General features: G+C 72.3%; 13 protein-coding genes. 1 reads left to right on the forward strand and 12 read right to left on the reverse strand.

The window, feature by feature from the left end:
- Positions 1–3: 3 nt before the first annotated feature.
- The 10 genes from rpoZ to pyrR all read right to left on the reverse strand — a co-directional run bounded on the left by rpoZ (position 4) and on the right by pyrR (position 11,665).
- Entirely contained in the window at positions 4–270 is a 267-nt protein-coding gene (rpoZ, locus tag E1211_RS11560; RefSeq protein WP_120683866.1) for a DNA-directed RNA polymerase subunit omega, read from the reverse strand.
- A gap of 106 nt (positions 271–376) precedes the next feature.
- Positions 377–910: a guanylate kinase gene (locus E1211_RS11565; protein ID WP_132348274.1), complete on the reverse strand. Its 534-nt coding sequence runs from the start codon at positions 908–910 to the stop codon at positions 377–379.
- A 25-nt stretch (positions 911–935) separates the two neighbouring features.
- The gene (mihF, locus tag E1211_RS11570; protein WP_120683870.1) at positions 936–1,253 is read right to left on the reverse strand and encodes an integration host factor, actinobacterial type; all 318 of its coding nucleotides are present in this window, start codon (positions 1,251–1,253) and stop codon (positions 936–938) included.
- A gap of 174 nt (positions 1,254–1,427) precedes the next feature.
- Positions 1,428–2,267: an orotidine-5'-phosphate decarboxylase gene (gene pyrF / locus E1211_RS11575; RefSeq protein ID WP_132348276.1), complete on the reverse strand. Its 840-nt coding sequence runs from the start codon at positions 2,265–2,267 to the stop codon at positions 1,428–1,430.
- Between the two features lie 831 nt (positions 2,268–3,098).
- The gene (locus E1211_RS11580; protein WP_132348300.1) at positions 3,099–4,130 is read right to left on the reverse strand and encodes a quinone-dependent dihydroorotate dehydrogenase; all 1,032 of its coding nucleotides are present in this window, start codon (positions 4,128–4,130) and stop codon (positions 3,099–3,101) included.
- 100 nt (positions 4,131–4,230) lie between these two features.
- A complete protein-coding gene (gene carB, locus E1211_RS11585) occupies positions 4,231–7,602 on the reverse strand; it encodes a carbamoyl-phosphate synthase large subunit (protein WP_132348278.1) in 3,372 nt (1,123 codons plus the stop codon).
- Positions 7,602–8,798 carry a glutamine-hydrolyzing carbamoyl-phosphate synthase small subunit gene (gene carA / locus E1211_RS11590; protein WP_165947237.1) on the reverse strand — a complete coding sequence of 399 codons (1,197 nt, stop codon included), beginning with the start codon at positions 8,796–8,798 and terminating at the stop codon, positions 7,602–7,604. Before carA ends, carB begins: the two co-directional genes overlap by 1 nt.
- 61 nt (positions 8,799–8,859) lie before the next feature.
- Positions 8,860–10,137, reverse strand: a complete 1,278-nt coding sequence (locus tag E1211_RS11595; protein WP_132348282.1) for a dihydroorotase — start codon at positions 10,135–10,137, stop codon at positions 8,860–8,862.
- Positions 10,134–11,084, reverse strand: a complete 951-nt coding sequence (locus E1211_RS11600; protein WP_132348284.1) for an aspartate carbamoyltransferase catalytic subunit — start codon at positions 11,082–11,084, stop codon at positions 10,134–10,136. The genes E1211_RS11595 and E1211_RS11600 overlap by 4 nt, the downstream gene beginning before the upstream one ends.
- Positions 11,081–11,665, reverse strand: coding sequence for a bifunctional pyr operon transcriptional regulator/uracil phosphoribosyltransferase PyrR (gene pyrR / locus E1211_RS11605; protein ID WP_132348286.1), 585 nt, complete (start codon positions 11,663–11,665; stop codon positions 11,081–11,083). Before pyrR ends, E1211_RS11600 begins: the two co-directional genes overlap by 4 nt.
- A gap of 288 nt (positions 11,666–11,953) precedes the next feature.
- Here pyrR and E1211_RS11610 point away from each other — a divergent pair, with 288 nt between their 5' ends.
- Positions 11,954–12,442: a transcriptional regulator gene (locus tag E1211_RS11610; protein WP_013285505.1), complete on the forward strand. Its 489-nt coding sequence runs from the start codon at positions 11,954–11,956 to the stop codon at positions 12,440–12,442.
- Positions 12,443–12,522: 80 nt separating this feature from the next.
- On the opposite strand, the gene nusB is transcribed toward E1211_RS11610, so the two are convergent.
- Together nusB and efp are read right to left on the reverse strand one after the other, a co-directional pair.
- A complete protein-coding gene (gene nusB / locus E1211_RS11615) occupies positions 12,523–12,933 on the reverse strand; it encodes a transcription antitermination factor NusB (RefSeq protein WP_207915340.1) in 411 nt (136 codons plus the stop codon).
- Between the two features lie 23 nt (positions 12,934–12,956).
- Positions 12,957–13,514: an elongation factor P gene (efp, locus tag E1211_RS11620; RefSeq protein ID WP_132348290.1), complete on the reverse strand. Its 558-nt coding sequence runs from the start codon at positions 13,512–13,514 to the stop codon at positions 12,957–12,959.
- Between the last annotated feature and the right edge of the window lie 129 nt (positions 13,515–13,643).

The following is a 13,643-nucleotide window of genomic DNA, read 5'->3' on the forward strand; positions in this document are numbered from 1 at the left end:
GAACTACGGCTGGTCGGTCGGCTCGGCGGTGAGCAGGCCGGCGTTGATCTCGCGCATGGCGATGGAGAGCGGCTTCTCCTGCGGGGTGGTCTCGACCAGCGGGCCGACGTACTCCAGCAGGCCCTCACCGAGCTGGCTGTAGTAGGCGTTGACCTGGCGGGCCCGCTTGGCCGCGAAGATGACGAGGGAGTACTTCGACGACGTCTTCTCGAGGAGTTCGTCGATCGGCGGGTTGGTGATGCCCTCGGGGTTGGTGGCGATGGATCCCACGAATTACCTCTGCGTCTGTCGAACCGCGCGAGCGGTGCGGACTGGCGACCGCGGCTGACTCGCGTGAACCGCGGCCGACTCCGGGCCGCACGGGCGCGGGAGGCGGCTAGCCCCGCACGCGCGGGCCGGCCGGAGTCGGATATGAAGAACCGAGAAAGCCTACCAGCTCATCCGCGACCCGATCCGTCAGGTCGTGCGTGAGGGCGAGTTCGAAGGCGCCGGTGACGGCCGGGTCGGGCCGGCCGCCCGGTGGGCACAGCAGCACCAGCCGGGCGTCGGAGAGGCGCTCCCGGACGGCCAGGGCGCCCGGGATGTCGAGCGGAAGTAACGCGGGTTGCCCGGCGGCGAGCCGGGAGCGCAGGGGTTCGTACGGGGTGCCGCGCCGGTACGGGCCGGCCCGGGACCACTCCAGCAGGCCACCCGCGGCGATCAGCCCGTCGAATCCCGCGGGGGTCAGGAAGACCCGGCCCACCCCGTCGACCTCGCCCTCGCGGCGGGGTCGGGTGGTCGCCGTGACGGGTCGCCACACAGCGGGCGAGCGCGCCCGGACAAGCTCGACGACACTCTCCCGGCCCATGCCCGACGGGCCGGCCAGGACAGTGAGCCGAGCCGCCGGACGCGCCCCGCCTTCCGTGCTCACTGCTTGTTTCTACACGCTGCCGCGATCAGTTGGCGGCGAACTCTCCAAGCAGTGCCTTGCGCTGCTGCTCGCCGAGGCCTCGCAGGCGGCGGCTGTCGGCGATCTTGAGCTTCTCCATGATCTGGGTGGCCCGGATCTTGCCGATGCCCGGCATCGCCTGCAGGACGGCCGACACCTTCAGCTTGCCGACGACATCGTCGGCCTCGGCCTTCTCGAGAACGCTCGCAAGGCTGGTCTTGCCCTGCTTGAGGTCCTCCTTCAGCTTGGCACGGGCCTTGCGGATCTCCGCGGCCTTCTCCAGCGCGGCAGCGCGCTGCTCGGGGGTCAGTGACGGGAGCGGCACCAGTTCTCCTCAGGTCCCTATAGCGACGGGCGGGACGCACCGCCGCATCTGTGAAACGTGGTGTCGCTGTGAACCAAGGGGTCCGTGGTTCCCAGCGCGGGGAAAACTAGCGGTCGCCGGACGTTTCGGCAACGTGGGCGCGCGATGATCTTCGCAAAGTGACCGACCCGTCAGTCAGCTCGCGGCGGGTACGACGGCCCGGCACTCGGCCAGCGCACGGTCCGCGGCGGCCCGCAACGCGGCCACGTCGGGGCCCGCGCCCAGCACCTCCCGGGAGTACGACGGAAGCACCGCGGGCAGGCTCGCGCCGAAGACCGTACGGAGATCGGCGGCGGTCGCGCCCTGCGCCCCGAGGCCCGGCGCGAGGAGCGGGCCGCCCACCCGGGAGAGGTCGTGACCGGTGTCACCGATCGTCGCGCCGACCACGAGCCCGAAGCTGCCGAGCGGCTCCGCACCCGCGTTGAGCTGGGAAATCTCGTCGATCACGGTCTGCGCGACGGTCCGCCCGTCGGCGCTGCGGGCGTGCTGCACCGCCGGTCCCTCGGGGTTCGAGGTGAGCGCCAGCACGAAGACGCCACCACCGTGCTCGGCGGCGAGTTCGAACATCGGGGCCAGCGAACCTACTCCCAGGTAGGGGCTCGCGGTCACCGCGTCGACATACAGCGGTCTGGATGGGTCGAGGTACGCCTCCGCGTAGGCGCGGACCGTCGAGCCGATGTCGCCGCGCTTGACGTCAAGCAGAACGAGCGCGCCGCCATCCCGCAACTGTCGGATAGTTGACTCAAGAATCGCGACACCGCGGGCACCAAATCGCTCGAAGAACGCCGACTGGGGCTTGACCACCGCAACCCGGTCACCGAGGGCGTCCACGACGGTCCGGGCGAACCGGTCGAGCCCCTCGACGTCGTCGGACAGCCCCCAGCGGGCCAGCAGCCCCGGGTGCGGGTCGATCCCCACGCAGAGCGGCCCCCGCTCGGCCACGGCCCGGTGCAACCGGGCGCCGAAGGTCTCCATCCGTTCTTCTCCCTCTCTCGTGGTCACCACGGACGGCCCACGCCGCCCGCGTACGCCTCTGTGCCCGCCCGGCCTCCCGGGAGCGCGCCGGGCCCGCCGCGGGGCTCCACCGCCCGTACAGCGGCCGGCACGGCCCGTTGGCCGTCGCCCCGGCCACGCCGACTGCGGGCGGCTCCCGGACCACCGCGCGGCGCGGCGCCGGCCGGCTCGGTCGCCGCCGTGCCCCGCGCCGCAGGGCGGCGTCGATCGAATCCGGGAACGGCCCCGGCGGAACTCCCCCACCGGCCTCGGCACGACGGCGCGGGGCCGCTCGGGCGTCCGGGTCCGGGCCGGGCGGGTTCCGCCGGGCGACTCCCCCCGGCAGCTCCGGCGCCAGCGGCGAGGTGGTCGACCGCGACGAGACCCGGTACCGGCCCGCCGGGGCGAGTTCGCCGGCGAGTGGTACCGCCACGACCCGGCGGTCAGGAGCCGACCGCGGCCCGGTCGCGGGCCGACGCTCACCCGGCACGAACCACGCACGGCCCCGCCGGAACCAGGCGCGGCCCAGTGCGAGCCGACACCCGGCCGGCACCAACCACGCACGGCCCGGCAGGAACCAGGCGCGGCCCGGCGCGAGCCGACACCCGGCCGGCACCGACCGATCGCGGCCCGGCGCGAGCCGACACCCGGCCGGCACCGACCGATCGCGGCCCGGCGCGAGCCGAGCGCGGCCCGATGCGAGGAGACGCCCACCCCGCACGACCCGAACGCGGGTCGGCGCGAGTCGAGCGGTGCACGGCGCGAGCCGGCGGCCGGGGGTGACCCGGCGGGGCGCCGGCGTCGCGCCCACGCTCACCGAACCGGCGGTCGCGCCGGTGTCGCCGCCCGAACGGCGGCGCGGACCAGGGCCGGGCCCCGGTAGATGAACCCGGTGTAGAGCTGCACCAGGCTGGCCCCGGCGTCGAACATCCGGGCCACGTCGTCCGGGTCGAGGACGCCGCCCACCCCGATCACGGGCAGCCGCCCCCCGGTCTCCCGGTGGACGAACGAGACGACCTCGCGGGCCCGCGCGGCGAGCGGCCGGCCGGAGAGGCCGCCGGCCTCCGCGCCGCGGGACACGTCGGCGTCGGCCAGGCCGCCGCGGGCGAGCGTCGTGTTGGTGGCGATCACCCCGGCGGCGCCCCGGTCGAGGCAGACCTCCAGCAGCTCGGCGATCGCCGGCTCGGAGAGGTCCGGGGCGATCTTCACGAGCACCGGCTTCTCCCCGACCAGCGCGGCGAGCAGCGCGTCCAGATGGGACCGGTCCTGCAAGGAGCGCAGGCCCGGGGTGTTGGGTGAGGAGACGTTGACCGCGAAGTAGTCGCCGTACCCCTTCAGCGCCCGGTAGGAGGCGAGGTAGTCCTCGACGGCCTCGTCCAGCGGGGTCACCTTGGACTTCCCGAGCGAGATCCCCAACGGCACACCGAGCGGCCGGGGCAGCGCCGCCAGCCCGGCGGCCAGCGCCTCGGCCCCGGAGTTGTTGAAGCCCATCCGGTTGACGATCGCCTCGCTGTCGGGCAGCCGGAACAGCCGGGGCCGGGGATTGCCCGGCTGGCCGTGAGCGGTCACCGTGCCGACCTCGACGAAGCCGAACCCCAACGCCGGCCACGCGGGCAGCGCCACACCGTTCTTGTCCATCCCGGCGGCCAGGCCGATCGGGTTGGGGAACTCCACTCCGAACACCGTGCGCGGGGCTCGGGTCGCGTACCGGGCCCGCAACGCGGCCAGCAGTGCCGGCCGGCGCGACACTCCGGCCAGCCGGCGCAGCGTCCACTCGTGCGCGGTCTCGGCGTCCCCGCCGCCGAGCCGGAACAGCACCGGTCGTACGAAACGCTCGAACATCACCACGCCGCGCCGCCCCGACCATGGTTGATCATGAGGTTGCCCCGGCGACACGCCGCGCCGGCCGACGGCAACCTCATGATCACCGCAGTGATCTGCGCGGTCACTGGGCGGCCCGCATGGCGGCGTGCAGCTCCTGCAGGGGGCGGACGCGCATGTCGCCCTGGATGCGGGTCTCGATGCCCATCACCGCCGCCGCCGCGCCCGGCACCGTGGTGATGCACGGGATGTCCGCGGTCACCGCAGCGCTACGGATCTCGTAGCCGTCGGAGCGGGCGCTCGCGCCCGAGCCCTGCGGGGTGTTCAGCACCAGGGCCACGTCACCGCCGAGGATCATCGAGACGGCGTCCTCGCCCTGCCCCTCCTCGTAGTGCTTGCGGATCTGCTCGCAGGCGATGCCGTGGCGACGCAGCACCTCGGCCGTGCCGGCGGTGGCGACGATCTCGAAGCCCAGGTCGGCCAGGCGCTTGATCGGGAAGATCATCGCGCGCTTGTCCCGGTTCGCCACCGAGACGAAGATCCGGCCGCCGGTCGGCAGCGAGCCATACGCGGCCGACTGCGACTTGGCGAAGGCGTGACCGAAGTTCGTGTCGATGCCCATCACCTCGCCGGTGGACTTCATCTCCGGCCCGAGCAGCGAGTCGATCCCCTTGCCGGCCGGCGTGCGGAACCGCTTGAACGGCAGCACCGCCTCCTTCACCGCGATCGGGGCGTCGGCCGGCATCGTGCCGCCGTCCCCGGTCGCCGGGAGCAGCCCCTCGACGCGCAGTTCGGCGATCGTGGCGCCGAGCGCGATCCGGGCCGCCGCCTTGGCCAGCGGCACCGCTGTCGCCTTCGAGACGAACGGGACGGTACGCGAGGCCCGCGGGTTCGCCTCCAACACGTAGAGCACGTCGTCCTTGAGCGCGTACTGCACGTTCAGCAGGCCGCGTACGCCGACGCCGCGGGCGATCGCCTCCGTGTACCGGCGGACCTCGGCCAGGTGCGAGCCGGCCAGGGTGATCGGCGGCAGGGTGCAGGAGGAGTCTCCGGAGTGGATACCTGCCTCCTCGATGTGCTCCATGACGCCGCCGAGGTAGACCTCGCCGTCGGCGTCGCAGAGCGCGTCCACGTCGATCTCGATGGCGTCGTCGAGGAACCGGTCCACCAGCACCGGATGGTCCGGCGAGATGTCGGTGGCGCGTCCGATGTAGCCGCGCAGCGTCGCGTCGTCGTAGACGATCTCCATACCACGCCCGCCGAGCACGTAGGACGGACGCACCAGCACCGGGTAGCCGATCTCGTCGGCGATCGCCTTCGCCTCGTCGTACGAGGTCGCCATGCCGTACGACGGGGCACGCAGACCGGCCCGGGTCAGCAGGGCGCCGAACGCCCCCCGCTCCTCGGCGAGGTGGATCGACTCCGGAGAGGTGCCCACCACCGGAACCCCGGCGTCCTTGAGCCGCTGCGCCAGCCCCAGCGGGGTCTGCCCGCCCAGCTGCACGACCACCCCGACCACGCCCGGCCCCCCGGCAGCCTTGCCGGAGGTGTCCTCGGCGTGCCAGACCTCGAGCACGTCCTCGAAGGTGAGCGGCTCGAAGTAGAGCCGGTCGGCGGTGTCGTAGTCGGTGGAGACGGTCTCCGGATTGCAGTTGACCATGACGGTCTCGTAGCCGCCGGCGCCGGCGCCGCCCGCCGGCGCGGCGCGGAGCGCCTGGACCGCGTGCACGCAGGAGTAGTCGAACTCGATGCCCTGCCCGATCCGGTTCGGCCCGGAGCCGAGGATCAGCACCTTCGGCCGCGCCGACCCGACCACCTCGGTCTCCAGGTCGTACGAGGAGTAGTGGTACGGGGTGGTCGCCTCGAACTCGGCCGCGCAGGTGTCCACGGTCTTGTACACCGGCCGGATGTCGAGCCGGTGCCGCAGCGTCCGTACGCCGTCCTCGGCGGCCAGCTCCGGGCGCAGCGCCGCCAGCTGCCGGTCGGAGAGACCGGCCCGCTTCGCGCGGCGCAGCAGCTCGGCGTCGAGCACCGGCGCGTCCACGATCTCCGCGCGCAGCTCGACCAGGCCGGCGATCTGGTCCAGGAACCACGGGTCGATCCCGCCGGAGGCGGCGGCCACCTCGGCGATCGAGGCGCCCAGCCGCAGCGCCCGCTCGACGGTGTAGAGCCGGCCGTCGTGCGGCGTGCGCAGCGCGGCGAGGGTGTTCTCCTTCGTCGCGCCCGCCGGATCCGGCACGCTCCAGAAGCCGGCTGCCTTCGTCTCCATCGAGCGCATCGCCTTGTTCAGCGCCTCGGTGAAGTTGCGCCCGAGGCTCATCGCCTCACCCACCGACTTCATGGTGGTGGTCAGCTCCGCGTCCGCGCCCGGGAACTTCTCGAAGGCGAACCGCGGGATCTTGACGACCACGTAGTCCAGCGTCGGCTCGAACGCCGCCGGGGTCTTCAACGTGATGTCGTTGGGGATCTCGTCCAGGGTGTAGCCGATGGCGAGCTTCGCGGCGATCTTCGCGATCGGGAAGCCGGTCGCCTTGGACGCCAGCGCCGAGGAGCGCGACACCCGCGGGTTCATCTCGATGACCACGATCCGCCCGTCGGCCGGGTTCACCGCGAACTGGATGTTGCAGCCACCGGTGTCCACCCCGACCTCGCGCAGCACGGCGATGCCGAGGTCGCGCAGGCGCTGGTACTCCCGGTCGGTGAGCGTCATGGCCGGGGCCACGGTGACGCTGTCGCCGGTGTGCACGCCCATCGGGTCGAGGTTCTCGATCGAGCAGACCACCACCACGTTGTCGTGGCGGTCGCGCATGAGTTCGAGCTCGTACTCCTTCCAGCCGAGCACGCTCTCCTCGATGAGCACCTCGTGCACCGGGCTCGCGGCCAGGCCGTCGCCCGCGATGCGCTCCAGGTCCTCCTGCGTGTGCGCCATACCCGAGCCGAGGCCGCCCATCGTGAACGACGGCCGGATCACCACGGGCAGGCCCAGCTCGGCGACGGTCTCCCGGACCTCGTCCATGGAGTGGCAGACGCGCGAGCGCGGCACCAGCGCCGACGGGTCCTCGTAGCCGAGGCGGGCGCCGGCCTTCGCCACGATCTCCTTGAACAGCTGCCGGTCCTCGCCGCGGTTGATCGCGTCGATGTTGGCCCCGATCAGCTCGACGCCGTACTTCTCCAGCACGCCGGCCTCGTGCAGGGCGACCGCGGTGTTCAGCGCGGTCTGCCCGCCGAGGGTCGGCAGGATCGCGTCCGGACGCTCCTTGGCGATGACCAGCTCGACGAACTCCGGGGTGATCGGCTCGACGTACGTGGCGTCGGCGAACTCCGGGTCGGTCATGATCGTGGCCGGGTTCGAGTTGACCAGGCTGACCCGGATCCCCTCGCTGCGCAGCACCCGGCACGCCTGGGTGCCGGAGTAGTCGAACTCGCAGGCCTGCCCGATCACGATCGGCCCCGAGCCGATGACCAGGATGTGCTTCAGGTCGCTCCGCTTGGGCATCACTTACCGCCTTCGCTGTGGTTCCGGTCGAGGCCACGGCCCTCGCTGCGCCCCTGGTCGAGGCCACGGCCCTCGATCAACTCCGCGAAGCGGTCGAAGAGGTAGTCCGCGTCGTGCGGACCGGCCGCCGCCTCCGGGTGGTACTGCACCGTGAACGCGGGCACGTCCTTGGCCCGCAGCCCCTCGACCACGTTGTCGTTGAGGCAGACGTGCGACACCTCGACGCCGCCGAACGCGGTGTCGATCACCTGGTTCGGGACGACGGCCCCCACCCCGGCGCCGGGCACCTGCACCGCGAAGCCGTGGTTGTGGCTGGTGACCTCGACCTTGCCGGTCGACCGGTCCAGCACCGGCTGGTTGATGCCGCGGTGGCCGTAGCCGAGCTTGTAGGTGCCGAAGCCGAGCGCCCGGCCGAGGATCTGGCTGCCGAAGCAGATGCCGAAGAGCGGGATCCGCCGGCTCAGCACCTCCCGGGCCAGCGCCACCGGGCCGTCGGCGGTCGCCGGGTCGCCCGGACCGGGCGAGAAGAAGACCGCGTCCGCGCCGGTGGCGAGCAGGTCGTCGATCGTGGACGACGCCGGCAGCACGTGCGTGGTGACCCCGCGGGCGGCCAGCCGCCGCGGCACGTTGCGCTTGATGCCCAGGTCCAGCGCGGCGACCGTGAACCGGTGCTCACCCTGCGCCGGCACCACGTACCGCTCGGCGGTGGTCACCTCGGCGGAGAGGTCCGCCCCGACCATCTCCGGGGTCTGGCGGACCCGGGCCAGCAGGGCCCGCGGGTCCTCCTCGACACTGGAGATGCCGACCCGCATGGCGCCGCGCTCCCGCAGGTGCCGGGTCAGCGCCCGGGTGTCCACCCCGGCGATGCCGACCACACCCTCTGCGGCGAGCCGGTCCTCCAGCCCACCGCTGGCGCGCCAGTTGGAGCCGATCCGGGCCGGGTCACGCACCACGTACCCGGCGACCCAGATCCGGGACGACTCGTCGTCCTCGCCGTTGACGCCGGTGTTGCCGATGTGCGGCGCCGTCTGCACCACCACCTGCCGGTGGTAGGAGGGGTCGGTGAGGGTCTCCTGGTAACCGGTCATGCCGGTGTTGAAGACCGCCTCGCCGAAGGTCTCCCCGACGCTGCCGTAGGCCTCGCCCTGGAACGTCCGCCCATCCTCGAGCACGAGGATTGCGGGCCTGCGCTTCACCATGCCGCGTTCCCTTCGATCCGGACTGCGGAGCTCCGCTCCGCTGCACTCCTCGCTCGGATCACTTGACAGCCTTTCCGTCCAGAACCGTCGGCTCGCCGCGCAGGAAGGTCGCCACGACGCGACCCGGCAGCGTCATGCCGGCGTACGGGGTGTTGCGGCTCAGACTCGCCAGCTCACCGGGCTCGACCACGTGCCGCGCGGCCGGGTCGATCAGGGTGAGGTTGGCCGGCACGCCCGGTGCCGGGTCGAGACCGTGGGACTCCAGCCCGGCGATCCGGGCCGGGGTACGGGACATCCGCTCGGCGATCACGTCCCAGCGGGGGCCGAGCACCTCCAGCGTGATCGAGAGCGCCGTCTCCAGGCCGAGCATCCCCGGCCGGGCGTACGCCCACTCGCACTCCTTGTCCTCCACGGCGTGCGGCGCGTGGTCGGTGGCGACGATGTCGATCACCCCGTCGGCCAGCGCGGCACGCAGCGCGGCGACGTCCTCGTCGGTACGCAGCGGCGGGTTGACCTTGTAGACCGGGTCGTACGTCTCGGCCCGGACGTCGGTGAGCAGCAGGTGGTGCGGGGTCACCTCGGCGGTGACCCGTACGCCGCGGGCCTTGGCCTGGCGCAGCACCTCGACGCTGCCGGCGGTGGAGACGTGGCAGACGTGCAGGCGGCTGCCCACGTGCTCGGCGAGGAGCACGTCCCGGGCGATGATCGCCTCCTCGGCCACGGCCGGCCAGCCGGTGAGCCCGAGCCGCGTCGAGACCGCCCCCTCGTGCATCTGCGCGCCCTCGGTGAGGCGGGGCTCCTCGGCGTGCTGGGCGATGACCCCGTCGAAGGCCTTCACGTACTCCAGGGCGCGGCGCATCAGCCTCGGGTCGGCGACACAGTGCCCGTCGTCGGAGAAGATGCGGACCCGGGCGGCGGAGTCCGCCATCGCGCCGAGTTCGGCCAGCCGCTCGCCGGCCAGCCCGACCGTGACCGCGCCGATCGGCTGCACGTCGACCAGGCCGGCCTCGCGGCCGAGACGCCACACCTGCTCCACCACGCCGGCGGTGTCGGCGACCGGGGAGGTGTTCGCCATGGCGCAGACCGCCGTGTACCCGCCGAGCGCCGCCGCGCGCGAGCCGGACTCGACCGTCTCCGCGTCCTCACGGCCGGGTTCGCGCAGGTGGGTGTGGAGGTCGACGAGGCCGGGCAGGGCGACCAGCCCGGCGGCGTCGAGCACGGTGGCGCCGCCGGCGGCCAGGTCGGCGCCGGTCTCGGCGACCACGCCGTCGCGGATCAGCAGGTCGGTCGGCGCGCCGCCGAGCACACTGACCCCCTTGATGAGGTACGCGGTCATGCGTTGTTCCCCCCGAGCAGCAGGTAGAGGACGGCCATCCGGACGGAGACCCCGTTGGTGACCTGTTCGACGATGGTGGAGCGGGCCGAGTCGGCCACCTCGGGCGTGATCTCCATGCCCCGGTTCATCGGTCCGGGGTGCATGACGATCGCGTGCTCGGGCAGCCGGCGCATCCGCTGCCCGTCGAGCCCGTAGCGGCGGGCGTACTCGCGGGCGGAGGGGAAGTAGGAGTCGCTCATCCGCTCCCGCTGCACCCGCAGCATCATCACCACGTCCGAGGTGGGCAGCACCGCGTCGAGGTCGTAGCAGACGGTGATGTCCGGTGCCTGGCCGGCGGTGTTCGCGCCGGCCGCCCTGGTGGCCCAGTCGACCGGGATCAGCGTGGGCGGACCGACGAGGGTCACCTTCGCGCCGAGGGTGGAGAGCAGCAGCACGTTGGAGCGGGCCACCCGGCTGTGCAGCACGTCGCCGACGACCGCCACCGAGAGTCCGGCGAGCCGTCCCAGCCGGGAGCGCATGGTGTAGGCGTCGAGCAGCGCCTGGGTGGGGTGTTCGTGGGTGCCGTCGCCGGCGTTGACCACCGAGCCGTCCACCCACTCGGCCAGCCGGTGCGCGGCGCCGGAGGCGGGGTGGCGGACGACCACCGCGTCCGCGCCCATCGCCTGGAGGGTGAGTGCCGTGTCCTTCAGGCTCTCGCCCTTGGCGACGCTGGAGCCCTTGGCGGAAAAGTTGATCACGTCGGCGCTGAGTCGCTTCGCCGCCGCCTCGAACGAGATCCGGGTCCGGGTGGAGTCCTCGTAGAAGAGGTTCACCACCGTGCGCCCGCGCAGCGCGGGCAGCTTCTTGACCTCGCGGCCGGCGACCGTGGCCATCTCGGCCGCGGTGTCCAGGATCCGGGTGGCGGTGGCGGCGTCCAGGTCGGTGCCGGAGAGCAGGTGCCGGATCATGAGGTGGTACCTCCGTAGAGCTTGACCCCGTCCGCGCCGTCGGTCTCCGCGAGCGTGACCTTGACGCTCTCGGCCAGTGAGGTCGGGATGTTCTTGCCCACGTAGTCGGCGCGGATGGGCAGCTCCCGGTGACCCCGGTCGACCAGGACGGCGAGCTGCACCGAGGCCGGGCGGCCCACGTCGTTGAGCGCGTCGAGCGCGGCCCGGACCGTCCGCCCGGAGAAGAGCACGTCGTCGACGAGGATGACCCGCTTCCCGTCGATGCCACCGGGCGGCAGCTGGGTGGGGCCGATCGCGCGGGTGGCGTGCCGCCGCAGGTCGTCTCGGTAGAGAGTGATGTCGAGCACACCTACCGGTACGGCCACGTCCTCGAAGGTGCTGATCCGGGCGGCGAGGCGTCGCGCGAGGGGTGCGCCCCGGGTGGGAATACCGAGCAGGACGGTGTCGGCGGCGCCCTGGGTCTTCTCCAGGATCTGGTGGGCGATGCGGTCGACCACGCGCTGGACGTCGGCGCTGGCGAGGATCACCTTCACCGAGGGTTGCCGCACGGGTGGTGATTCGGCAGCCGGTGGGCAGGCCACGGCAGACCTCCTTCCCCGCCTCACGGGACGGGTCGTTAAAGGATGTCGGACGCCTCCGCCGCTGGCCGCGGACGACCTACGCGAAGGCTTCACGCCACGTTACCAGTGGTCACCGGCCCGGCCGCCGCCGGCTACTGACCACCGGATCAGCGTCACGAATGGGGATGACTCCCCCCGCGCTCCCCAACGGTAAGGTCACGAACACTTGACCAGGTTGCTCAATCCCCGTACCGTCACGCTCCGTAGCGAAATCGCTGGGAGAACCCCCGCAGCACTGGGAGTGTCCGAATGCCCTCTGAATACGCCAAGTCTCTGGGTGCCCGCCTGCGCTCGATCCGCCAGCAGCAGGGGCTCTCCCTGCAGGGGGTGGAGGAGAAGTCGAACGGGCGGTGGAAGGCCGTCGTGGTCGGCTCGTACGAGCGCGGTGACCGGGCCGTCACGGTGTCCCGCCTGGCCGAGCTCGCCGACTTCTACCGCGTGCCGGTCTCGGAGCTGCTGCCCGACGGCAGCGGGGTCCGCCACGAGCCCACGAGCAAGATCGTGCTGGACCTGGAGCGGCTCTACGACGAGGCCTCCGAGGACCTGGCCTACGTCGCCCGCTACGCCCGCGCCATCCAGCAGCAGCGCGGCGACTACAACGGGCGGGTGCTCTCGATCCGCGCCGACGACCTGCGCGCGCTGGCGATCGTCTACGACGCCTCGCCGTCGGGTCTGATCGAGCGGCTCACCGAGCACGGTGTGCTCGTCGCCGACCCGCGGGCGTTCTTCGCCTCCTGACCGGCGCAACAGCAGCAGAAAGGGCCCGTGCCGTACGGCACGGGCCCTTTCTGCTGTCCGGTGTGGCGCGCGGGGTCGTCTCAGCGGGTGGCGTACTCGGCGATCCGGCCGAGCAACCCGTTGAGGAACCGTGGCGAGTCGTCGGTCGACATCTGCCGGGCCAGCTCGACCGCCTCGCTGATCGCCACCGCGTCGTCGATCTCGTCGAGGTAGAGCAGCTCGTAGACGGCGATCCGGGCGAGGTTGCGGTCGACCGCGGGCATCCGGTCCAGCGTCCACCCCTCGGCGTAGCTGGCGATCAGCTCGTCGATCCGGTCGAGCCGGTCGGCGACCCCCTCGACCAGGCTCACCGCGTAGCCCAGGTGCTCGGGGTGGGGTCGCTCGATGCGCTCCAGGTAGCCGGCCAACACCTCCACGGGCGGCTGGTCGCGCAGATCGGCCTCGAAGAGCACGTCGAGCGCCCGCTTGCGCGCCTTGCGGCGCGCCGGCATCTGCTGTTTGGGACCCTCAGCCATCAGGAGCGGCCGAGGTAACGGCCGTCGCGGGTGTCGACCTTGATCTTCTCGCCGGTGGTGATGAAGAGCGGCACCTGCACGGTCGCGCCGGTCTCGACGGTCGCCGGCTTGTTGCCGCCCGTGGAGCGGTCGCCCTGCAGGCCCGGCTCGGTGTAGGTGACCTCGAGCACGACGCTGGTCGGCAGCTCGATGTAGAGCGGCACGCTCTCGTGGGTGGCGACGGTCGCCTCGGCCTCGGGCAGCAGGTAGTTCGCCGCCTCGCCGACGGTGCCGCCGGGCACGGTGATCTGGTCGAAGGTCTCCAGATCCATGAAGACGTAGTCCTCGCCGTCGGCGTAGAGGTACTGCATGGTGCGCTTGTCGACGGTCGCGGTCTCGACCTTGGTGCCCGCGTTGAAGGTCTTGTCGACGACCTTGCCGGAGAGCACGTTCTTCAACGTGGTGCGCACGAAGGCACCACCCTTACCGGGCTTGACGTGCTGGAACTCGACTACGGCCCAGAGCTCCCCGTCGAGGTTGAGTACCAGGCCGTTCTTCAGGTCGTTGGTGGTGGCCATTTCCTGCCTTGATCATCAATTGGCGGACAGACCTGCAAAGTCTACTAGTCCCGCCGGGGTTCGGCCCGGCTCCACCCGGCCCGCAGCTCCGACCCGCCGCCGTCCGCCCCGGCCGGACCCCGTCCGCGC

This window comes from Micromonospora sp. 15K316, from assembly GCF_004348525.1.
In the GTDB taxonomy this organism is placed as follows: Bacteria; Actinomycetota; Actinomycetes; order Mycobacteriales; family Micromonosporaceae; genus Micromonospora.

Coding starts and splice junctions, on each gene's coding strand:
- E1211_RS11595 (WP_132348282.1), bottom strand. CDS start 10,137: ATGACCGCGTACCTCATCAAGGGGGTCAGTGTGCTCGGCGGCGCGCCG.
- E1211_RS11600 (WP_132348284.1), bottom strand. CDS start 11,084: ATGATCCGGCACCTGCTCTCCGGCACCGACCTGGACGCCGCCACCGCC.
- carB (WP_132348278.1), bottom strand. CDS start 7,602: ATGCCCAAGCGGAGCGACCTGAAGCACATCCTGGTCATCGGCTCGGGG.
- pyrF (WP_132348276.1), bottom strand. CDS start 2,267: ATGGAGACCTTCGGCGCCCGGTTGCACCGGGCCGTGGCCGAGCGGGGG.
- E1211_RS11610 (WP_013285505.1), top strand. CDS start 11,954: ATGCCCTCTGAATACGCCAAGTCTCTGGGTGCCCGCCTGCGCTCGATC.
- efp (WP_132348290.1), bottom strand. CDS start 13,514: ATGGCCACCACCAACGACCTGAAGAACGGCCTGGTACTCAACCTCGAC.
- nusB (WP_207915340.1), bottom strand. CDS start 12,933: ATGCCGGCGCGCCGCAAGGCGCGCAAGCGGGCGCTCGACGTGCTCTTC.